General features: G+C 70.8%; 25 protein-coding genes and 2 tRNA genes. 21 read left to right on the forward strand and 6 right to left on the reverse strand.

Features of this window, described 5'->3' with window-relative positions:
- Positions 1-26 precede the first annotated feature (26 nt).
- The 8 genes from AC6JBM_RS49345 (at position 27) to AC6JBM_RS49380 (ending at position 4,140) form a co-directional block, all read left to right on the forward strand.
- The gene (locus AC6JBM_RS49345; protein ID WP_497980467.1) at positions 27-656 is read left to right on the forward strand and encodes a mycothiol-dependent nitroreductase Rv2466c family protein; all 630 of its coding nucleotides are present in this window, start codon (positions 27-29) and stop codon (positions 654-656) included.
- Between the two features lie 15 nt (positions 657-671).
- Positions 672-1,034 carry a hypothetical protein gene (locus AC6JBM_RS49350; protein ID WP_497980468.1) on the forward strand — a complete coding sequence of 121 codons (363 nt, stop codon included), beginning with the start codon at positions 672-674 and terminating at the stop codon, positions 1,032-1,034.
- An 11-nt stretch (positions 1,035-1,045) separates the two neighbouring features.
- Positions 1,046-1,369 carry a DUF3817 domain-containing protein gene (locus AC6JBM_RS49355; RefSeq protein WP_497986712.1) on the forward strand — a complete coding sequence of 108 codons (324 nt, stop codon included), beginning with the start codon at positions 1,046-1,048 and terminating at the stop codon, positions 1,367-1,369.
- A gap of 83 nt (positions 1,370-1,452) precedes the next feature.
- On the forward strand, positions 1,453-1,866 hold the full coding sequence (locus AC6JBM_RS49360; protein WP_497980469.1) for an ATP-binding protein: 414 nt from the start codon (positions 1,453-1,455) through the stop codon (positions 1,864-1,866).
- A 147-nt stretch (positions 1,867-2,013) separates the two neighbouring features.
- Entirely contained in the window at positions 2,014-2,208 is a 195-nt protein-coding gene (locus tag AC6JBM_RS49365; RefSeq protein WP_497980470.1) for a hypothetical protein, read from the forward strand.
- A 17-nt stretch (positions 2,209-2,225) separates the two neighbouring features.
- Positions 2,226-3,404: a DUF1015 family protein gene (locus AC6JBM_RS49370; protein WP_497980471.1), complete on the forward strand. Its 1,179-nt coding sequence runs from the start codon at positions 2,226-2,228 to the stop codon at positions 3,402-3,404.
- Between the two features lie 54 nt (positions 3,405-3,458).
- The gene (locus AC6JBM_RS49375; protein WP_350616040.1) at positions 3,459-3,653 is read left to right on the forward strand and encodes a hypothetical protein; all 195 of its coding nucleotides are present in this window, start codon (positions 3,459-3,461) and stop codon (positions 3,651-3,653) included.
- 13 nt (positions 3,654-3,666) lie between these two features.
- Positions 3,667-4,140, forward strand: coding sequence for a ribose-5-phosphate isomerase (locus AC6JBM_RS49380; RefSeq protein WP_350616042.1), 474 nt, complete (start codon positions 3,667-3,669; stop codon positions 4,138-4,140).
- 53 nt (positions 4,141-4,193) lie between these two features.
- Here AC6JBM_RS49380 and AC6JBM_RS49385 read toward each other — a convergent pair whose 3' ends face one another.
- The 3 genes from AC6JBM_RS49385 to AC6JBM_RS49395 form a co-directional block, all read right to left on the reverse strand.
- The gene (locus AC6JBM_RS49385; RefSeq protein WP_497980472.1) at positions 4,194-4,412 is read right to left on the reverse strand and encodes a hypothetical protein; all 219 of its coding nucleotides are present in this window, start codon (positions 4,410-4,412) and stop codon (positions 4,194-4,196) included.
- A gap of 53 nt (positions 4,413-4,465) precedes the next feature.
- Positions 4,466-4,921: a hypothetical protein gene (locus AC6JBM_RS49390; RefSeq protein ID WP_497980473.1), complete on the reverse strand. Its 456-nt coding sequence runs from the start codon at positions 4,919-4,921 to the stop codon at positions 4,466-4,468.
- An 87-nt stretch (positions 4,922-5,008) separates the two neighbouring features.
- On the reverse strand, positions 5,009-6,229 hold the full coding sequence (locus AC6JBM_RS49395; protein WP_497980474.1) for a GNAT family N-acetyltransferase: 1,221 nt from the start codon (positions 6,227-6,229) through the stop codon (positions 5,009-5,011).
- Between the two features lie 105 nt (positions 6,230-6,334).
- On the opposite strand from AC6JBM_RS49395, the gene AC6JBM_RS49400 reads away from it, so the two are divergent.
- Entirely contained in the window at positions 6,335-8,008 is a 1,674-nt protein-coding gene (locus tag AC6JBM_RS49400) for a protein kinase domain-containing protein (RefSeq protein ID WP_497980475.1), read from the forward strand.
- A complete protein-coding gene (locus AC6JBM_RS49405) occupies positions 8,005-8,751 on the forward strand; it encodes a tyrosine-protein phosphatase (RefSeq protein WP_497980476.1) in 747 nt (248 codons plus the stop codon). The genes AC6JBM_RS49400 and AC6JBM_RS49405 overlap by 4 nt, the downstream gene beginning before the upstream one ends.
- Before the next feature lie 115 nt (positions 8,752-8,866).
- Here AC6JBM_RS49405 and AC6JBM_RS49410 read toward each other — a convergent pair whose 3' ends face one another.
- Complete coding sequence (locus tag AC6JBM_RS49410; RefSeq protein ID WP_497980477.1) at positions 8,867-9,700, reverse strand: SDR family oxidoreductase; 834 nt, start codon at positions 9,698-9,700, stop codon at positions 8,867-8,869.
- 119 nt (positions 9,701-9,819) lie between these two features.
- Between AC6JBM_RS49410 and AC6JBM_RS49415 the strand changes: the two genes are divergently transcribed.
- The 5 genes from AC6JBM_RS49415 (at position 9,820) to AC6JBM_RS49435 (ending at position 13,078) form a co-directional block, all read left to right on the forward strand.
- Positions 9,820-10,470, forward strand: coding sequence for a DUF2625 family protein (locus AC6JBM_RS49415; protein ID WP_497980478.1), 651 nt, complete (start codon positions 9,820-9,822; stop codon positions 10,468-10,470).
- Complete coding sequence (locus AC6JBM_RS49420) at positions 10,467-11,144, forward strand: alpha/beta fold hydrolase (RefSeq protein WP_497980479.1); 678 nt, start codon at positions 10,467-10,469, stop codon at positions 11,142-11,144. The genes AC6JBM_RS49415 and AC6JBM_RS49420 overlap by 4 nt, the downstream gene beginning before the upstream one ends.
- A 73-nt stretch (positions 11,145-11,217) precedes the next feature.
- Complete coding sequence (locus AC6JBM_RS49425) at positions 11,218-11,616, forward strand: YciI family protein (protein ID WP_497986713.1); 399 nt, start codon at positions 11,218-11,220, stop codon at positions 11,614-11,616.
- Positions 11,617-11,620: 4 nt separating this feature from the next.
- A complete protein-coding gene (locus AC6JBM_RS49430; protein WP_497980480.1) occupies positions 11,621-12,862 on the forward strand; it encodes an RNA polymerase sigma factor in 1,242 nt (413 codons plus the stop codon).
- A gap of 72 nt (positions 12,863-12,934) precedes the next feature.
- Complete coding sequence (locus tag AC6JBM_RS49435; RefSeq protein ID WP_497980481.1) at positions 12,935-13,078, forward strand: hypothetical protein; 144 nt, start codon at positions 12,935-12,937, stop codon at positions 13,076-13,078.
- Here the strand turns inward: AC6JBM_RS49435 and AC6JBM_RS49440 are convergent.
- Positions 13,066-13,719, reverse strand: a complete 654-nt coding sequence (locus AC6JBM_RS49440) for a GntR family transcriptional regulator (protein ID WP_497980482.1) — start codon at positions 13,717-13,719, stop codon at positions 13,066-13,068. The genes AC6JBM_RS49435 and AC6JBM_RS49440 overlap by 13 nt on opposite strands.
- Positions 13,720-14,396: 677 nt before the next feature.
- Positions 14,397-14,467 (reverse strand) — tRNA-Gly (locus AC6JBM_RS49445).
- Positions 14,468-14,613: 146 nt separating this feature from the next.
- On the opposite strand from AC6JBM_RS49445, the gene AC6JBM_RS49450 reads away from it, so the two are divergent.
- From AC6JBM_RS49450 to AC6JBM_RS49475, 6 genes are all read left to right on the forward strand, one after another.
- Positions 14,614-14,687: transfer RNA gene (locus tag AC6JBM_RS49450), tRNA-Pro, on the forward strand.
- Between the two features lie 64 nt (positions 14,688-14,751).
- Positions 14,752-16,137: a trigger factor gene (tig, locus tag AC6JBM_RS49455; RefSeq protein WP_497980483.1), complete on the forward strand. Its 1,386-nt coding sequence runs from the start codon at positions 14,752-14,754 to the stop codon at positions 16,135-16,137.
- Positions 16,138-16,268: 131 nt separating this feature from the next.
- Positions 16,269-16,919: an ATP-dependent Clp protease proteolytic subunit gene (locus tag AC6JBM_RS49460; RefSeq protein WP_497980484.1), complete on the forward strand. Its 651-nt coding sequence runs from the start codon at positions 16,269-16,271 to the stop codon at positions 16,917-16,919.
- An 11-nt stretch (positions 16,920-16,930) separates the two neighbouring features.
- Positions 16,931-17,590 carry an ATP-dependent Clp protease proteolytic subunit gene (locus tag AC6JBM_RS49465; protein WP_350616060.1) on the forward strand — a complete coding sequence of 220 codons (660 nt, stop codon included), beginning with the start codon at positions 16,931-16,933 and terminating at the stop codon, positions 17,588-17,590.
- Positions 17,591-17,826: 236 nt separating this feature from the next.
- The gene (gene clpX, locus AC6JBM_RS49470; RefSeq protein WP_350616061.1) at positions 17,827-19,125 is read left to right on the forward strand and encodes an ATP-dependent Clp protease ATP-binding subunit ClpX; all 1,299 of its coding nucleotides are present in this window, start codon (positions 17,827-17,829) and stop codon (positions 19,123-19,125) included.
- Positions 19,126-19,135: 10 nt separating this feature from the next.
- Complete coding sequence (locus AC6JBM_RS49475; protein WP_497980485.1) at positions 19,136-19,930, forward strand: carbon-nitrogen hydrolase family protein; 795 nt, start codon at positions 19,136-19,138, stop codon at positions 19,928-19,930.
- Positions 19,931-20,252: the final 322 nt, after the last annotated feature.

Consider the following 20,252-nt stretch of genomic DNA (forward strand, 5'->3'; position numbering starts at 1 on the left):
CTTTCACTAGTGAGGTGGTCACCGTCATGGCCGAAGACCGCGTCATCGCCGATATGTGGTTCGACCCGCGCTGCCCGTGGGCCTGGATCACGTCCCGCTGGCTGCTCGAGGTCGAGCAGGTCCGCCCCGTCGACGTCCGATTTCACGTGATGAGCCTCTCGATCCTCAACGAGGGCCGCGACGAGCTGCCGGAGAAATACAAGGAGGGTCTGGCAAAGGGTTGGGGGCCCGTCCGCGTGGCGATCGCCGCCGAGCAGAAGTTCGGCAATGATGTGCTTCGTCCGCTTTACACCGCCCTGGGCAACCGGATCCACCACGAGCAGCAGGAGCTCTCCGCCGAGCTGTACCGCTCCGCGCTGGTCGAGGCCGGGCTCCCGGCCGAGCTGGCCGAGTACGCCGAGTCGACCGAGTTCGACGCCCAGCTCCGCGAGAGCCACTTCGCCGGGATGAACCCGGTCGGCATGGACGTCGGCACGCCGGTGATCCACGTGCCGGGCCCGGACGGCAGGATCATCGCCTTCTTCGGCCCCGTCGTCACCCCGCGCCCCAAGGGCGAGGCGGCCGGTCGCCTGTGGGACGGCACGCTCCTGGTCGCGGGCACGCCGGGCTTCTACGAGATCAAGCGCACCCGCGACGTGGGTCCGGTCTTCGACTGAGTAGCCTGGCTACTCGTGCGGCGATTCTTCACACCCCGGTGGGTGCTCGGGCATGTCCTGGCACTCGTCGGGGTGGCCGTCTGCGTGGTCGCTTGTCTGTGGCAGTACCAGCGGGCGACCGCTGGCAACATGCTCAGCTGGGCGTACACGGTGCAGTGGCCGCTCTTCGCGATCTTCGTCGTGTTCCTCTGGGCGCGGGCGATCCGCGACACCCGCGGCACCGCCGCGCCGAGGAAGCCGGGCCCGCCGCCGCTGCGGCCGATGGTGCCCCGGCCGGCGCCCGTGACCGAGGACGATCCGGAGCTGGCGCAGTACAACCGGATGCTGGCCTGGCTCGCCGCCAACCCCGACCGCCGCCCGAGCGACTTCCCAGGATGAAGCAGATGAATCTGAACCCCGCCCTCGCCCGCTACCGGGTCGTGGCCTGGATCGTCGGCGTGCTGCTGATCGTGCTCACGGTCGGCACCGTGCTCAAGTACGCCACCGACAACGAGACGATCGTGGCCATCGTGGGGCCGGCGCACGGCTTCCTGTACATGGTCTACCTGGTCCTCGCGGCCGACCTGGCCCGCCGGGCGCGCTGGAAGATCGGGTTCACGGTGCTGGTGCTGCTGGCCGGCACCGTGCCGTTCCTGTCCTTCGTCGCCGAGCGCGTGGTGACCCGCCGGGTGCGTGCCGCCCAGGCTCCGGAGCCGGTGCGCACCGCGGCCTGAGCGCGGACCGCAAGTTTCCTCCCTTCGTGTGCGGGGCACCCTTACTGCACAAGGTGATCGCGCGAAGGGAGCCCGTTGTGGGGATGGAAGTACGGCTTTCGCTCTCCCTGCCGCGCGACACCACGACCGTCCCGTTGACGCGGCGCGTGCTCGACGCCGCGCTGGCCGTCTTCGCCGTGACGACCGACTGCCGTGAGGACATCGGCCTGGCCGTCGGCGAGGCGTGCGCCAACGCGGTCCAGCACGCCGAGACCGGTACCGACTACGAGGTGACGGTCACCATCCACGAGGACCGCTGCATCATCGACGTGGTCGACGAGGGCATGGGCCTGGACAGCGCCGCCCCCAAGGACGTCGGGCCCGACGCCGAGAGCGGCCGCGGGCTAAAGATCATCCACGCCATGGCCGACATGGTCGAGCTGCGGCGACGCCAGCCGCGCGGGATGGCCCTTCGGATCGTCAAGCTCCTCACCCGGACGACCCCGGCCTTCTCCTAACGGTCCATTGTTCGTGCCAGGTCCGCGACTGAACGCTCGCTCGGGCGTATGCGTGTTGTTCTCTGGAATCGCACCCCTGGTGCGTCACCCGAACGGATGGGTGCCGTTGCACCCTGCGACGACACATTCTGGAGAAAGCCGAAGATCATGTCTGAGTCCCGCTGCACCGTCCAGGAACGGACCTGGAAGGACGAGCTGCCCGAGCTGCCCGACGATCTGAGCGCGCTCCTGGCGCCGCCGGTCGTGGTGCGCTTCGACACGGTGGTCTTCCACGCCGTTACTGACGACGCGCACCGGACTGCGGGACTGCTGAACCCCCACGCCGTGGCCACTGTCGCCTGACCTATAGCGTCGTACGCATGACGGTTGCGTACCCGATCGCCCACGCCTGGCTCTCCACCGGAGGGACCGGCGCGCAGAACTACGACGAGTTCGCCGACGACGCGGAGATCACCGCGATCATCGCCGCCAACCCCGCCAGCGCCCTGGCGGTCGAGATGCCGCACCGGGCGCCCGAGAGCGTCGGCCGCCCGTTCCTCGACTGCCTCCCCGACGCCGTCGCGCGCCTGCGCACGGCGAAGGAGGACGGCCACTACGCACCCGCCGCCGACGTCGTGGTGCTCTACCGGATCACGGCGCCGGACGGCGCGCGCGCCTACGGCCTGTGGTGCATGGTCGCCACCGACCAGATCTCGACCAGCGCCGACGAGCCCGGGGCGGTCATCCGCAACGAGGACGTCTTCATCGAGAAGGTCCGCGAGCGCGTCGCCCTGGCCGAGGCCACCAAGCACCTGCTCTCGCCCGTCCTGCTGCTGCAGACGGCCCACGGGGACGCCCTGCACGCCGCCCTGGCCCAGGCCGTGGCCGACGCCGGCCGCCCCGCCGTGACCGACGTCGACCCGTCCGGCCGCGCCCACGAGATCTGGGCCGTCGGCGCCGGCACCACCCGCGACCGCCTCCTGGCCCTCGCGGGCGGCGGCGAGCTCGTCGTGGCCGACGGCAACCACCGCAGCCTCGCGGCCCAGACCGCCGGATACGAGCGCTTCCTCGCGGTCGTGACCACGCCGGAGTCGGTCGCGATCCAGCCGTACAACCGCCTGGTCTCGGATCTCCCGGAGCCCCTGGAAGGCCTGGACCTGGTGCCGATCACCGGCCCCGCGGGCGTTCCGGCCACGGGCGGCCGCGTGCACCTCTACACGCGCGAGGGCGCCTGGTCGGTGAGCCTGCCCCGCACCGAAGGGGCCGGCGTCGTCGAGAACCTCGACCACGCCCTCGTCGAGCGCCGCCTGTTCGCCGAGACGCTGGGCCTTGAGCCCGGGGACAAGCGCATCACGTACGTCGGCGGCGACTACCCCGCCGAGTGGCTGCGCGGCGAGGTCGACGCCGGCCGGGCCGAGCTCGCGGTGCTGATCGCCCCGGTGACGGTCGATGACTTCGTGGCGGTCAACCTGGCCCGCCAGAAGATGCCGCGCAAGAGCACCTGGTTCACGCCGAAGGCCCGCGCGGGCCTCGTGGTGGCTCAGCTCGATTCGTTCTAGTCACCCGATCGTGATACACACTAGGCCGCTGAACTTCGGGCCTGGGGTGTGTAGATGCAGATGCAGATCTTCATCGCGGCGATGATCGCCGCGTGCGGAATCGGCGCGTTCGCCGCCGCCGCGCTCGTCTGGGACCGCCGGAGAATCCTGCGCCTCAAGTCGGGCGCGACGGCGGGTTGGGTGTTCGGCCTGGTCGTGCTGGGTGGCGGCTTGCTGGCGGGTTCCTGCCTGGGACTCATCCGGCTCTGACAGACTGCCGGGTATGCGCGTCTACCTTGGTTCGGACCACGCCGGCTATGAGCTGAAAGTGCACCTGGTCAGCGCTTTGGGGCTGCAGGGCTACGAGGTCGTGGACGTCGGCCCGGCGAAGTACGACCCCGACGACGACTACCCGGTCTTCTGCTTCCACACGGGGGCCCGGGTGGTCGCCGATCCCGACAGCCTCGGCGTGGTGATCGGCGGCTCGGGCAACGGCGAGCAGATCGCCGCGAACAAGGTCCCCGGCGTGCGGGCGGCCCTGGCCTGGAACGTGGAGACGGCCCAGCTGGCCCGCGAGCACAATGACGCGAACATCGTCGCGATCGGCGCGCGCCAGCACACCCTCGACGAGGCGACCACCCTCGTGACGACGTTCCTGTCCACGAAGTTCTCGGGCAACGAGCGCCACGCCCGGCGGATCGCCCAGGTCCTCGAGTACGACAACTCGCGCGTGCTGCCCCCGCTGCCCACGGCCTGAGGTCTGCTCGGGGGCACCGGGGAGCCGGTGTCCCCGAGCAGGGTGCTCACCACTCACTCGGGGTCGAGCGGGACGTCCTCGGGGTTCTTGATCCCGAGCTGGCGGCGAACGGCGATGAACAGGTCTCGCTGCGCCCGCTCCAGCCGCACGGGCGGCGTGAGTCCACCGAACCGGGGATCGGTTTCGTACGGGTCCGGATGTCCTTCCCCGACGACTCGCACGGAGTATGCGTGCCGGAGGACCACGGGTGCCAGCGCCTTGATCCAGTCCACCGCCTGACGCTAACAGTCGATGCCTACGGCATCCATGATCTTCGTGCTGTGGGCTACGAGGTGGGGGAGCGGCGGCCCGGGCGCGTCAGCTCCTCGCGCGGCACCCAGCCCCGCCGGATGATCTGCAGGTCCCGCTCCGCCGCCGCGATATCCGCCTCAGTCGGGCGGGCCGCGTCGCGGGCGCGCAGGGCCGCCGACACCGAGACCTGCGACGCGCCGCCGCCGACCAGGCCGCGCAGGCCCCGCTCCGACACCACCTCGTCGTGGTGATGGTGGTGATGCTGCTGCTGATGGTGGTCGTCGTGCGGATTGGGATGGTGCTCGTCCTCGTGGGCCGGCGCCGCCTCGGCCGGCTCCGGGTCGTGCACCGCGGCGGTCATCGCGAAGGTGCCCGACAGCTCCGCCAGGTGGTGCGGCGAGGGCGGGCGGGGCACGGCGGGCTTGGGCGGCTCCTCGGCCGCGGGCGCCGGCTCTTCAGCCGCCGGCGACTCGGGGGGCGTCTGGGTCACCGGTTGATGTTGCCGCATGCGGCGCCGCCGGCGCTGGATCCCTCCCATGAACCGAATCTACCGCCTGCGGCGCCACCAGCCGAGGGATCAGAAGATTTCGATCGAGTACGGGGCGATCGGCCAGCTGAAGGCGGTGCTGGCCGCGGCCACCGCGGTCGGGCGGTGCTCCGTCACCCGGCCCGACAGGTGCAGGGCGCCCAGGCGGGTGCCGCCCATGTAGACCGCGCCCAGCTCCTTGATCCCGAGCGTGAAGTCCGGGTCGCCGTCGGCCCTGGTGCAGGTGACCAGGGCGCCGCCGGCGCCGGCGCGCAGGCGCCAGCGGCCCGCGTTGGCGGGGAGGAGCTCGTCGGTCACCTCGAAGACGACGTCCAGCGGGGCGGCGTACCGGCGCGCCGCCAGCGCCCGCGGCAGGTCCACGATGCGCACCCAGAGGCCGTCGCCGGCCTTGGCGCCCAGGTGCCTGGGCTCGTCGACGAGGTGGAAGAGCGGGTCGTCGGCGCTGGTCATGCCCTGGACCAGGGTGCGGGCGAGGTCGATGCGCAGCAGGAAGCGGTAGAGCTCGGCGTAGGCCGCGGGCGTCCCGGCCACCACCTCGATGACGTTGACCTCCTGCTTCGGGCCGTTGTCGTCCCAGGTGCCGCGGATCCGGTACCGGGCGAAGCCCTCGATCGCCCCGTCGCCGTTCTCGTACAGCACCGCGCGGGCCCGGGTGGCGCCGCCGCGCTCGGATTCCGGGTCCGAGGTCAGGTGCCGCCACCAGTTCTCGTCGCGGCTCGACCAGCCCGGCTTGCCGGGGAACACCCGCGAGTACACCTCGGAAAGCTCCTTGATGAGCTCCGCCGGGTTGCCCGAGCGCAGGGTGCCGGGCGCCGGCGGGGCCGTGATCGAGAGCTCCCGGCGGTCGGCGCGCATGGTGACGTTCTGGGCGGCGAGGCCGTAGCCGAACCGCGGGTAGATGCGGCCCTCCGACGCCCACAGCGTCGCCACGGCCTCGGGCGCGGTCGTCAGCTGGGCGGTCATCATGCGGCTGAGCAGGCCCTTGCGGGTGTGTACCGCGGACACCGCGACGCCGGTGACGTGCGCGGCCGGGATCACCGCGCCCGGCACCGCGAGGTCCCGCGTGAACACGCCCGCGGTCGCCACGACCTGCCCGTCGTGCTCGACCAGGTGAGTCCGCGCCGGCTCGAAGACCAGCCGGTACGTGCTCTCGGGATCGAAGTCGGCGGCGGCCGCGAACGCCTCGCGGCGCAGGCGCGCGAGCGCGGGGAGGTCGTCGGCGCCGGCGGTGCGCAGGACATAGTCGCTCATCGGTTGTGTCTACCTCGTGACCTCCGGTCAGCGCGACCGATTTGCGCGCTCGTTACTCTCGAAACCGTATGGGGGCGGCAAAACAATGCTGGGGGGAGCGACACGATGACGCAGGGTGCGTTGCTGGACCTGGTATGCGGTCCGGCGAGCCCTTTGCCCGAGACGTTCCAGCGGTACCGCCTGGTTGCCCACCTGGGCTCGGGCGGGCAGGCGGACGTGTACCGCGCGGTGCGCGTCGCCGGCGGGGTGACCTCGGCGCCGATGACCGTGAAGGTCTTCCGCGTCGACCCGCAGCGCCCGATCGCCGACGAGCTGCGCTCGTGGGACAAGGGCGACGCCGCGCTCATGGACCTCAACAACCGCGGGGTCCCCGGCATCTGCCGGCGGGCCGACGGGTTCTACGGGCCGCCGCCGCACCGCCCCGGGGAGCGCCCGGCGCCGGGCGACGCGGTGCCGTACCAGGTCTATGACTATCTGCACGGCGTCAACCTGCGCGAATACGTGGTGCAGCGCGCCGGGGCGAACCCGGCCGGCCGGCGCCTCAACGCCGTCTCCGCCCTGAAGACGCTCGCCGTCGTGCTGTCGAACCTGCACGACCCGCAGGAGCCGGGCGCGACCCCGGTGCTGCACATGGACGTGAAGCCGTCCAACCTGATGGTGCTGGCCACCGGCGAGGTGCGCCTGATCGACTTCACCGGGGCGCGGTACTACCGCGAAGAGGAGATCACCCAGATCGCCTACACCCCGGAGTCGGGCGGCCCGGAGGCGTTCGGCGGGGTGAAGTACGTCGGACCGGCGTACGACGTGCACGGCTTCGGCGCGGTCGCGTACTTCATGGTCACCGGCGCCTACCCGCGCGTCGACGGCCGCAGCGACCAGGGCGGCCCGCCGGACGCGTCGCCGCCGCCGTGGAGCGTGCTGCGCCGCCACCCGCTGCTGGAGCGCATCCCGGCCCTGCGCGACCACCTGCACGCGCCGCTCGCCGACCGGCCGTCCGACCGGCCGCAGACTCGCGAGCTGCAGTCGTGGCTCGCCTACCTGGCCGACCTCGTGCGCCGCTCCGGCCTGCCCGACGTGGGCTGCGACTGGCACGAGCCCGAGGCGGGCGAGACGGGCCGGGTGGTCGGGCGGGCCCGTCCGTCCGTCAGCGGCACCGAGACCGACGCCGCCCAGCGCATCGAGCGCCTCGAGCGCGAGCTCGTCGCCATGCGCACCGGCGCCGCCCCGCCGACCGCGTACCACCAGGAAGTCCCGCCGCCGGTCTCCGCACCCCCCGTCTCGGGTGCGCCGGTCTCAAGTGGAGGTGTCGCCGTGAACGCCGACGGAGTGCCGCAGATGCGCGGACGGGCCAAGGTCGTCCCGCGGCCCGCCCCGGAGCCGACGGGCATGATGGACTTCGAGCCGCAGGAGCAGCAGCCGCGGTACTCTCCGCCGCGCGGCGAGCGCGCCCGGCAGCTCAAGCTCGGGTGGGAGTACACCGGCACCGGCGCGGTCATCGCGTTCATCTGCTGGGGCCTGTGGGCGCTGGACAGCGAGGGCAGCCTCAACGGGCCCTTCATCGCCTTCCTGGTCGTGCTCGCCGTGGCCGTGGGCGTGTTCGCGCTGGCGCGGCTGCTCGGCCGGCTCATCATCGAGCAGCGCCTCGGCCGCTCGCGGCGCTCCGCCCGCGGCGCCCACGCGATCACCGGGCTCTTCCTGGCCGTGGCGGGCATCGCCTACCTGCGCGAGGTCAGCGGGGCGGTCAAGGTCTACCACTGGGTGAAGGACCTCATCGGGTGAGGTTCTGGCGCCGCCGCAAGCCCTCCGCCGGGTCGCCGACCGGCCCGCTGGAGGGGCTCGTCAACTTCCGCGACCTCGGCGGCATGCCGGCGGACGGCGGCACCGTGCGCACGGGCGTGCTGTTCCGCAGCGACTCCCTCGCCTACGCCACCCGGGCCGACGCCGACCGCCTGGTCCGCGACCTCGGCCTGGCCACCGTGATCGACCTGCGCGGGGAGTACGAGGTGTCGCAGCTCGGCCGCGGCCTGCTCTCGGACACCGCGGTCGAGTACTACCCGGCTCCCATCGCGGACGTCAGCGGGGCCGAGGATCTCGTCGGGCACTACGTGGCGATGCTCACGGAGAAGGGCCCGGTGCTCGCGGGCACCGTCCGGCTGCTCTCCTGCGCCGGCACGCTCCCGGCCGTCTTCCACTGCGAGGCCGGCTGCGACCGCACCGGGGTGCTGGCTGCGGTCGTGCTCGGGCTGCTCGGCGTGCCGGAGGACGCGATCGCGGCGGACTACGCGGCCACGGCGGCCGCGATGCCGACGATCCACGAGCGCGTGGCCGTCGTCGTGGACCGGCTCGGGCTGCCGCCGCGGCCGGTGGAGGTGCCGGCCTGGGAGCCCGAGGCGGCGCTGATGGCCAAGATGCTCGACGTGGTGCGGGAGCGCTGGGGCGACATGGAGGGGTGGGCGCTCTCCTACGGGCTGACGCAGGACGAGCTGGCCGCCCTGCGTCAGAACTTGATCCTGGCCGTATAGCCCCGGTTGATTCCGGATATGTCGGGCGCTTCGCGCCACGACATATCCGATTTATCGCCTGACAGGTCATATGTCCGAAAAGTCGCGGCGCGGAGCGCCCGACTTTTCGTCGCACCTACACCGGAACAGCCTGAGCCGCGGCCACGGGACGAGCGTTCAGCAGGGCCGTGTAGTCGCGCTGGGCCGCGTCCAGCAGACCCCGCCAGGCGTCCTCGCCGACCGGGAGGCGAACGGGTCGCTCGTCCGCCGCGATGTGCCGCAGCACCTCGGCCGCGAACACCTCCGGCGGGCTGGACATCGGCAGCGACTTCAGCGCCCGCAGGCCGGCCCGCATCGGCTCGGTGACGCCCGAGTACGCCGAGACGTGCTCCGCGGACTCGGTGAGTGACGAGCCCCACTCGGTCGCGAACATCCCGGGCTCGATCGCGGTCACGTGCACCCCGCTCCCGGCGAGCTCGAGCGCGAGCGTCTCGACGAGCCCCTCGAGGGCGAACTTCCCGACCGCGTACGCCCCGAGGCCCGGCATCGCCATCCGCCCCGCCATCGAGGACACCATCACGATGTCGCCGAAGCCCTGGGCGCGCATGAGCGGCAGCACCATCCGGGTGAGCCGCCACGGCGCGACGAGGTTGACCGCCAGCTGCGCCTCCAGCTCGGCGTCGGTGACCTCCTCGACGGCCCCGAAGTGCCCGATGCCGGCGTTGTTGACCAGCACGTCCACGCCGCCGTAGCGGGCCAGGGCCGCGTGCACGGCGTTGTGGCAGTCGTCGGGGTCGCGGACGTCGAGGGCGCAGGTGGCGAGCGTTCTGGGGTACCGGTCCCGCAGCTCCTCGAGCACCTCGGGGCGGCGGGCGGTGGCCAGCACCTGCTGTCCGGAGGCGGCGACCGCCTCGGCCAGCGCGCGCCCCAGGCCGGTGGAGCAACCAGTGATCAACCAGCGACGAGTCATGTTCGACATAGTGACTCTCAGTATCCGCCGACCAACAGTCCGAGAAACGTGAATGACAATCATTCAGCGGCCATTTCCGCCGTTCGTGTCGGCCCGGTATCCGGCCGTACAGTTGCGGCGTGCGCTCGCTGGCGGAGCTGATCTCCGACGACCGGTCCGCCTGGGCCGAGATCGAGGCGGCGGTGTCCGGCTCGCCGTATGCGGTCGAGCTGCTGCCCGCCGACCCCGACCGCGCGGCCACGTGCCTGCACCGGCTCCAGGTCGCCACCACCTCCTGGCTGGGCGCGCTCGTCTACGGCACCGGCGGCCTGATCGTCGACGGCGGCTGGCTGCGCGTGCTCGGCTCCGGCCACCCGCGCCGCCGCCTGGCCGACATCCACGAGGTCAACGCGACCTTCGAGGCCGCGGGGCTGGTCGTGGCCCAGGACATTCTCGGCGGCGAGTTCGTGTGGCGGCAGGGCGAGTCCGGCAAGCGGCCCACCATCCACTACTTCGCGCCCGACACGCTGGGCTGGGAAGACCTCACGCTCGGCTACACCGACTGGCTCTTCGCGATGCTCGGCGGCGCCGCCGACCAGTTCTACCTGAGCTCGCGCTGGCCCGGCTGGCGCGACGAGGTGGCGGCCTGCCCGCTCGACGCCGGCATCCACACCGCGCCGCCGCTGTTCACGAAGGAGGGCCGCGACCTCGACCGCGTCAGCCGCCGCCCGATCGCGATGGCCGAGCTGGTCGGCTACAAGCACGACATGGCCGACCAGCTGGGCGCATGAGGCTCGCGCGCAACGACACCGGAGGCTCCGGCCCCGCGATCGTGCTGGTGCACGGCGGCGGGAGCGGGCGCGGCACCTGGGACGCGTTCACCCGCGAGCTCGCGGGCTGGCGGGTCGTCGCCCCGGACCTGCGGGGGCACGGGGAGAGTCCGCGCTGTGCGGAGTACACCCTGGAATGTCACGCCGACGACGTGGCCGGCCTGCTCGACGAGCTCGACCTCGACGCGCCCGTGCTCGTCGGCCACAGCCTGGGCGCCTTCGCGGCCTCGCTGGTCGCGCAGCGCCATCCGGACCGGGTCGCCCGCCTGGTGCTCGAGGACCCGCCGGCCCCGCCCCGCGACGGCGTGCGCGCCGGGGGCTTCTCGCGCGCCCGGCTGGCCGTGTCCGCCCTGGCCGGCGGCTTGTCCCGGCGAAGCTTCGACCGCAACGCGCTGATGTCGGCCATCCACGATCTCCGGGAGCCGAATCCGTCCTGGTGGGCCGGGTTGGAAAAGATTCAAGCCCCGTCATTGGTACTGTCGGGAGGCCCCAAGAGCCACATCCCGCCCGCGCGCCTCGCGTCGGTGGCCGCGGCGATCCCGGCCGCCGAGCTGGTCACGATCCCGGTGGGGCACCGCATCCACAGCACCGCGCTGCCCGAGTTCACGACCGCGGTCAAAGAATTTCTGAGCTGACGGTCCGGATGGGCGCGGCGGCTCCGACGTAGCCCGCGCAGACACCCGAACCGAAGGGGCAACCGTGAAGTACATGATTCTCAGCTACGCCTCCCAGCGCGACTACGACGCGATGGCCGGCCGGCCTGGCGAGACGCCGTGGAAGCCGGAGGACTTCGCCGCCATGGGCCAGTTCATGGCCGAGTTCAACCAGGAGCTCGAGGCCGCCGGCGAGCTCGTCGAGACCCGCGCCCTGGACGCGCCGGTGCACACGCGCCGGGTGGGCGGCGCGCCGGCGCTCGTCACCGACGGCCCGTACGCGGAGACGCAGGAGGTCCTCGCCGGCTACTGGATCGTGGAGTGCGACAGCTTCGACCGCGCCACCCAGATCGCCAAGCGGCTCGGCGAGTGCCCGGCCCCGCCGGAGGTGGCCGCGAGCGCGTACGCCGATGTGCGCCCGATCGTCGAGTCCTCCGGCGAGCTCGGCTTCTGATCCCTTGAGCGGGACGCGGCGCGGGGGCGGCGCCTGGTCCGGCTCGGACCAGGCGCTGCTGCGCGACCTCGCGCCGCAGGTCCTCGGCGCGGTGGTGCGGCGGTACGGGCACTTCGACACCGCCGAGGACGCGGTGCAGGAGGCGCTGCTGGCCGCCGCCCGCCAGTGGCCGCACGACCCGCCGGCCGACCCGCGCGCCTGGCTCATCACGGTCGCCGCGCGCCGCCTCACCGACCTGCTGCGCGCCGAGCAGACCCGCCGGCGCCGGGAGGAGACGGTGTTCCGGCTGGCGCACGAGGTACAGCCGGAAGTCGCGCAGACCGATGACGCTCTGGTCCTGCTGTTCATGTGCTGCCACCCCGCGCTCGGGCCCGACGCGCAGCTGGCGCTCACCCTGCGGGCGGTCGGCGGCCTGAGCACCGCCGAGGTGGCGCGCGCGTTCCTCGTCCCCGAGGCGACGATGACGAGGCGCATCACCCGCGCCAAGCAGCGCATCAAGGCCAGCGGGCTGCCCTTCGCCCTGCCGCCCCCGGCCGATCGGGCTTCAAGGACGGCAGTCGTACTCCACGTGCTGTACCTGATCTTCAACGAGGGCTACGCCGCCACGCGGGGCGAGGCCCTCCAACGCCCGGACCTGGCCGCCGAGGCCATCCGCCTGACCCGGCTCGTCCATCGCCTGCTGCCCGACGACCTGGAGGCGGCCGGTCTGCTGGCCCTGATGCTCCTGACGGACGCCCGCCGCGAGGCCCGCACCGCGCCCGACGGCTCCCTGGTGCCGATGGCCGAGCAGGACCGCACCCGGTGGAACGCCGAGCAGATCGCCGAGGGCGTCGCCTTGATCACCGCGGCCCTTCCCCGCGGCGTGCCCGGCCCCTATCAGCTCCAGGCCGCGATCGCCGCGCTGCACGACGAGGCCCCGACCGCCGCGGAGACGGACTGGCCGCAGATCGTGGCCCTGTACGAGCTCCTGCAGCGCCGCGCCCCCGGCCCGATGGTGGCCCTGAACCACGCGGTGGCGGTGGCCATGTCCCGCGGCCCGCTGGCCGGCCTCCCGCTGCTGGACGCCCTGACGTCGCTGGACGCCGACCACCGCCTGCACGCGGTGCGCGCCCACCTGCTGGAGATGTCGGGCGACCTCGCCGCGGCCCGGGAGTCGTACCTGCGCGCGGCCTCCCTCGCCGGCACCCTGCCCCAGCGGCGCTACCTGAACGCCAGGGCGGGACGAATTCCGGATCCGAGGGCATGATCCGGGCGTTTCCCCAGGTCATTTCCTTGATCCGCCCCTCCTTCGAACTGGCGTTCGATTAGTGTCGGTGGTATGACAGCAACCTGTTCGGCCACGAAGACCACGACGACGGCAACGGGCGACGTGGAGGTCCGCTGCACCAAGCCGGCCGGCCACGAGTCGGCCCACGAGGCAAGGCTGGGCGCCTTCCCCATCCGCTGGCGTCAGACCTCATAGGTCTCCGCCATCTCGGGCGACTCGCGCGGCAGAATCCCGTCCACGAGCAGAAACGGCGTGCCCGCCACGTCGTGCACGGTGAGGATCGACAGCGCCACGCTGAGTGGGTACGGCAGCGCCAGTGCAGCCGTCTCCGCTACCGTCGTCAGCCGCGCCCCGAAGCGCTCGACCACGCGATGCGTCCGCCGCCCGTGCGTCGATTCGAGTTGCTCGAGCAACCCCCTCGCGTGGGCGAGACGCACGGGCGTGAAGGCGGTGGTGAGCGCCAGCGGCCGCGCCTTGATCAGCGTGAGCCGGTAGCGGGCGGCGAACACGGTCGCCCCGGCGGGCAGCCCGAGCAGGGCCGCGACGCGCGGGACGGCCGGCAGCAGGCGGCTGCCGAGACACTCGCCGTGGCGGTCGGCCTGGAGCAGATACTGGACCCGCCGCGGCAGGGCCGCGAAGGTCGTCATGGGCCGCCCAAGCACGATGCGGCCCTTACCCTGCACGCCACGCACCCAGCCCTGATGGCGCAGGTGCCGCAGCGCGCGGACAACGGTGGAACGGGACGTTCGGAACTCGGCGGTGAGCTCGGCCTCGCTGGGCATGAGCGCCCCGACGGCGAGCACTCCGCGCTCGATGCGGTCCTGCAGGGCGAACACGATCTCGGCGTACTTCGAATCCACGGCGGCGCGAACCCTTCCGGGACTGGGGGTCTGCGAGCCGCCGTCCCGCAGCGTACTGACGCCGCCCGATCACGATCGAATATCGACGCGTTGCCTGGTCAGGCCCTGTTTCCGGCTCAACCACCGTCGGTGGGAACGCCGGTTTCGAAAGCCGCTCCGCGGAAGTATCTGTCGCACCCATCGGCCACTATGAGGACCGTGATCTTCTTCGACCACGCGGTTTCTCGCCGCGGTCGGGCAATCACGACCTGGAAGACCCGCCCGGTCCGCGGCCCCGAACAACGCGAGCGCGGCGGCAAGTGGTGGCGTCAACATCACCTGGCGGGCGGACTCGTTGGGAAGCCTCCCGCGCGCTGATCGCGTGAGGGCGCCACCTGCGGGTACGAGCGAGATTGTGAGCCAAGTGTGACGACAGGCTCGCGAAAAGTCGCCATTCGTCGCGGCGGCGTGACGTTCGGTGAAGTTGAGCACTTCGGGCGGATGAGGGCGCGGTGGTTTTTGGGGTGGTGATCGTCGGGCTCGCGGTGGGCGGCGGGCAGCAGGAAGTACGAGAGCCGCTGGGTGAAGGCGAGGACTCTTGGACCCCTCGGGCACTTGGTGCGGTCTTGAGGGGGTCTGGGTGGAGCGAAGCTCCCCCAGGAAGGGAGGTAGAGAGCGGGCGAGGAGAATCGAACTCCCACCGTCAGTTTGGAAGACTGAAGCTCTGCCATTGAGCTACGCCCGCATGCGGCCCCGCGGAACGGGGCTGCGACCACCAGAGTACCGAATCCCCGCGCGCCGGGTCAGCGGTGGGGGTCCACGGTGTGCGACACCGGCATACCGACCGGCGACGTCTCCGGCGGAGCGCATACACTTGCCGACGCACACCACCGGGGTGTAGCGCAGTTTGGTAGCGCACTCGCTTTGGGAGCGAGGGGCCGTGGGTTCAAATCCCGCCACCCCGACCGGGAACAACGACGTAGCGCAGCCGCCAGTCCAACCAGTCGTAGTAACGAGGGAGAAAGTTCTGTGAAGAGCACCGTCGAGACCCTGAGCCCGACTCGCGTGCGGCTCGAAATCGAGGTGCCGTTCGCCGAGCTCGAGCCGAGCCTCAAGAAGGCGTACCGCGAGATCGGGTCGCAGGTCAACATCCCCGGGTTCCGTCGGGGCAAGGTGCCCACCGCCGTCATCGACCAGCGGGTCGGGCGCGGGGCCGTGCTGAACGAGGCCGTGCAGGAGGTCATTCCGACCCAGATCCTGGCCGCGGTCCGCGAGCACGAGGTGAAGACGCTCGGGCGGCCCGAGGTCGAGATCACCGAGTTCGCCGACGGGCAGCCGCTGAAGTTCACGGCCGAGGTCGACGTGCGGCCGCAGATCACCCTGCCCGACCTGAGCGGGATCACCGTCACGGTCGACGCGCTCGCCGTGTCCGACGACGACGTCGACGAGCAGCTCAAGGGGCTGCGCGACCGGTTCGCGACGCTCAAGACCGTCGAGCGGACCGCCGTTGCCGGCGACTACGTGCAGATCGACCTCGTCGCGAAGGTGGACGGCGAGGAGGTGCCCGGCGGCAGCGCGACCAACGTCTCGCACGAGGTCGGCTCCGGCCAGCTGGTTCCGGGCCTCGACGACGTGCTCGTGGGCATGGGCGCCGGCGACTCGACGACGTTCACCACGCAGCTGGTGGGCGGGGAGTTCGAGGGCCGCGACGCCGAGGTGTCGGTGACCGTGAAGTCGGTCAAGGACAAGCAGCTGCCCGAGGTGGACGACGAGTTCGCGCAGCTCGCGAGCGAGTTCGACACGCTCGACGAGCTCAAGGACGACCTGCGCACGCGCCTGACGCGGGCGAAGCGCATGGAGCAGCTCTACTCCGCTCGTGACCTCGCGCTGAAGGCGGTCATCGACGCGACCGACGTCCCCGCGCCCGAGGGTGTGGTGAAGGACGAGGTGGAGTCGCGCAAGGAGTCGATGAACGACCAGCTCCAGCGGATCGGGGCCTCGTTCGACGACTACCTGCAGACCGAGGGCAAGACCGAGGAGGAGATGGACGCCGAGCTCAACGAGGCGGCCGTCGAGGGCGTGAAGGTCCAGCTGGTGCTCGACACCCTGGCCGACGCCGAGGATGTCCAGGTCAGCGACGACGAGTTCGGGCACGAGATCGTGCACCGGGCGCAGCGCGCGGGGATGGGCCCTCAGCAGTACTACGACCAGCTGGTCCAGGCCGGCGTGGCCGGTGCGGTCTTCGGTGACGTGCGCCGCGGCAAGGCGCTCGGGATCGTGCTCGAGCGTGTGAAGATCGTCGACAGCGAGGGTGCCGAGCTCAGCCTCGACGACCTGCGCGGCGCGGCCGACGACCACGAGGGTCACGACCACGAGGGCCACGATCACAGCTCGCATGAGGGTCACAACCACTAACGTTGTAGGCCGGGGCAAAAGCCCCGGCCTTCACCACGGTGCGCTCATAGCGAAATGCGGTGAGCACGGGAAGCTGCGGCCCCCCACACCGGTTAGGGTCGGCAAGTACAAGACTCTTGCGAAGGGCTGCCATGACCGACCTGCATATTCCAGCGTCGCCATTCAGTCCCGCGCCCCAGGGGCGCGGTAGGGGCGCGGACACGAGCCTGACGCTCGACGACTCGGTGTTCAACCGGCTGCTCAAGGAGCGCATCATCTTCCTTGGCAGCGAAGTCAACGACCAGGTCGCCAACCGGATCTGCGCCCAGATGCTGCTGCTCGCCGCCGAGGACGACGAGCGCGACATCTGGCTCTACATCAACTCGCCCGGTGGCTCCGTCTACTCGGGCATGGCGATCTACGACATCATGCAGTTCGTCACCAACGACGTGGCGACTGTGGCGATGGGCATGGCCGCCTCGATGGGCCAGCTGCTGCTGTGCGCCGGTGCGCCGGGCAAGCGGATGGCTCTGCCGCACGCGCGCATCATGATGCACCAGCCGTCCGGCGGCATCGGGGGCACGGCCGCCGACATCGCCATCCAGGCCGAACAGATGCTGTATACGAAGCGCATGTTCCAGGAGCGGGTGTCGTTCCACACGGGGCAGTCGCTCGAGCAGATCGAGGCCGACTCCGACCGTGACCGCTGGTTCACCGCCAATGAGGCGCGGGACTACGGCTTCATCGACAAGGTGATCACCGGGGCCCAGCAGGCTCCGGAAGGCGCCGGAACCCTGGCCTGAGGAGCGAAGCCATGACCGATCTGAGCCTGCCCCCGGCGCTGCGCGAGGTGCACAACCGCTACATCCTGCCGTCCTACGTCGAGCGGACGTCCTACGGCATCAAGGAGACCAACCCGTACAACAAGCTGTTCGAGGACCGGATCATCTTCCTCGGCGTGCAGATCGACGACGCGTCGGCCAACGACGTGATGGCGCAGCTGCTGACGCTGGAGAGCACGGAGCCGGACCGGGACATCACGCTCTACATCAACTCGCCCGGCGGCTCGTTCACGGCCATGACGGCGATCTACGACACCATGCTCTACGTCCGGCCCGACATCCTCACGGTGTGCCTGGGCCAGGCGGCGAGCGCGGCCGCGGTGCTGCTCGCGGCGGGCACGCCGGGCAAGCGCCTCGCGCTGCCCAACTCGCGCATCATCATCCACCAGCCGGCCACCGAGGGCGGCTACGGGCAGGGCTCGGACATCGAGATCCAGGCTCGGGAGATCATGCGCATGCGGACCCAGCTCGAGGAGATGGTGTCGCGCCACACCGGCCAGCCGGTCGAGAAGGTCCGCAAGGACATCGACCGCGACAAGATCCTCACGGCGGACGAGGCCAAGGAATACGGCCTGGTCGACAACGTGCTGGTCAGCCGGAAGAAGTCGAGCCTCGTGGCGTCGGGCAGCTGACGACTCTGCGTGCAACACCCATCGGCTCGCCCTAACCTGGAGGTTGGGCGGGCCGATGGAGTGTCGGGCGAATGTCGTCGGGAGGCCGGCCCAAAAAGACACCCCCTCGTAGGGGGTCGGAATACGGGCGACCACCAGGTAACGTCGAGGCAGTAGCCAGCGTGAGGCGGGAACGCGCACGCGGCGAGCAGATGCGATCCGGACGTAGGGTCCGGCCGAAGGCAGGGAGATCGTAGGTGGCACGGATCGGCGACGGCGGCGACCTACTGAAGTGCTCCTTCTGCGGCAAGTCGCAGAAGCAGGTGAAGAAGCTGATCGCCGGCCCCGGCGTCTACATCTGCGACGAGTGCATCGATCTCTGCAACGAGATCATCGAAGAAGAGCTGGCGGAGTCGGGCGACGTCAAGTTCGACGAGCTGCCGAAGCCGATGGAGATCTGCGCCTTCCTCGATCAGTACGTCGTCGGCCAGGACCAGGCCAAGAAGGCGCTCGCGGTGGCGGTCTACAACCACTACAAGCGGGTGCAGGCGGAGTCCGGCGGCAACTCGGGCGGCGACGGCGTCGAGCTGGCGAAGTCCAACATCCTGCTCATCGGCCCCACGGGCTGCGGCAAGACGCACCTGGCCCAGACGCTCGCGCGGATGCTCAACGTGCCGTTCGCGATCGCCGATGCCACGGCGCTCACCGAGGCGGGATACGTCGGCGAGGACGTCGAGAACATCCTGCTGAAGCTGATTCAGGCCGCGGACTACGACATCCGCCGCGCGGAGACCGGCATCGTCTACATCGACGAGGTCGACAAGATCGCGCGCAAGTCGGAGAACCCGTCGATCACGCGGGACGTGTCCGGCGAGGGTGTGCAGCAGGCGCTGCTGAAGATCATCGAGGGCACGGTCGCCAACGTCCCGCCGCAGGGCGGACGCAAGCACCCGCACCAGGAGTTCATCCAGATCGACACGTCCAACGTGCTGTTCATCTGCGGTGGCGCCTTCGCCGGCCTCGACCGGATCGTGCAGCAGCGGGTCGGCAAGGGCGGCACCGGCTTCGGCGCCAACCTGCGCTCGATCACCGACCGGACGGCCGACGACGCCTTCAGCGACGTGATGCCCGAGGACATGCTCAAGTTCGGCCTGATCCCCGAGTTCATCGGGCGGCTGCCGGTCATCACGAGCGTGAAGAGCCTCGACCGCGACGCGCTGGTGAAGATCCTGACCGAGCCGCGCAACGCGCTCGTCCGGCAATACCAGCGGCTGTTCGAGCTGGACGGGGTGGAGCTCGAGTTCGCCCCGGAGGCCCTGGAGTCGATCGCGGATCAGGCCATCCTGCGCGGCACCGGCGCCCGCGGACTGCGGGCCATCATGGAGGAGGTTCTGCTCTCCGTGATGTACGAGGTGCCGAGCAACCCCAACATCGCCCGGGTGCTCATCACCCGCGAGGTGGTGCTGGAGAAGGTGATACCGACCATCGTGCCGCGGGACCTGGCCGCCCACCGGGTCGGTCGTCGACGCGCGGACCGCGAGGAGAAGTCGGCGTAGCCTGGCGCCTATGCGCGTAGCGGTATGTCAGCTCAATGCCCGCGACAACCGGGCTGAGAACCTCAAGACGGCTCGAACGCTCCTCCAGCGGGCATCCGATGGGGGAGCGGATCTGGCGGTCCTCCCGGAATACGTGGACTACCTCGGGCGCGGCCACTCGGCTCCGGCGCCCGAGCCCGTCGACGGGGAGTTCGCCGCGTTCTTCGCCGACGCCGCGCGGGAACTCGGGATGTGGGTCCACGCCGGCTCGTTCCACGAGACCGGACCCGACCCCGAGCACACGTACAACACATCGCTTGTATTCGATCGATCCGGCGCACTTGCCGCGACCTATCGAAAGATCCACCTCTATGATGTCGAGATCCCCGGGCGCGTCTCGTACCGGGAGTCCGCGACCGTCGCACCGGGGGAGTCGACGAGCACCGTCGATGTCGAGCAGATCCGACTAGGCCTGTCGATCTGTTACGACCTGCGATTTCCTGAGTTGTACCGTCAACTGGCGATCGACGGCGCCACAGTCCTCGTGGTGCCGGCCGCCTTCATGCTCCACACCGGACGGGACCACTGGGAGGTTCTGCTCCGCGCGCGAGCCATCGAAAACCAGTGTTACGTGCTCGCCTCCGGGCAGATCGGCAACCACGATCCGGACCGCACCTGTTTCGGCCGCAGCATGATCGTGGATCCGTGGGGGACGGTCGTCGCCCAGGCCCCCGATGTCGCCGGCGTGACCATCGCCGAGCTTGACCTCGACCGGCTCGCCGAGATCCGCGAAACGCTCCCGAGCCTCGCCAACCGCCGGCTCTGAACGGCCCCGGATCCCTTCTATGGTGCCGATTTGACTCGGTCGGCACCGGGTCCGTAAGGTTCTCCAAGTCCGAGGGGGATGGGCGGAAACGCCCGGTTCGTCGGATTAGTACCACCAGGGCGGTTCGGGAAGCGATTTGCGAACGCGAAGCCGACCGGGTAAGGTACTCCAGCCGGTAGGGAACCGGGCGAGCTTGCAAGAGCTGGCCGGCCTACCGAAACCCCGAGCAGATCTGGCGCCGGAAACGGCGCGGATGGCCTGTGCGGGGGAACGTTCCAGACGGTCAACAAGCGGAAAACGCGGACTTGACAGAACGGAACGA

The sequence above is a fragment of the Dactylosporangium thailandense genome, assembly GCF_059739745.1.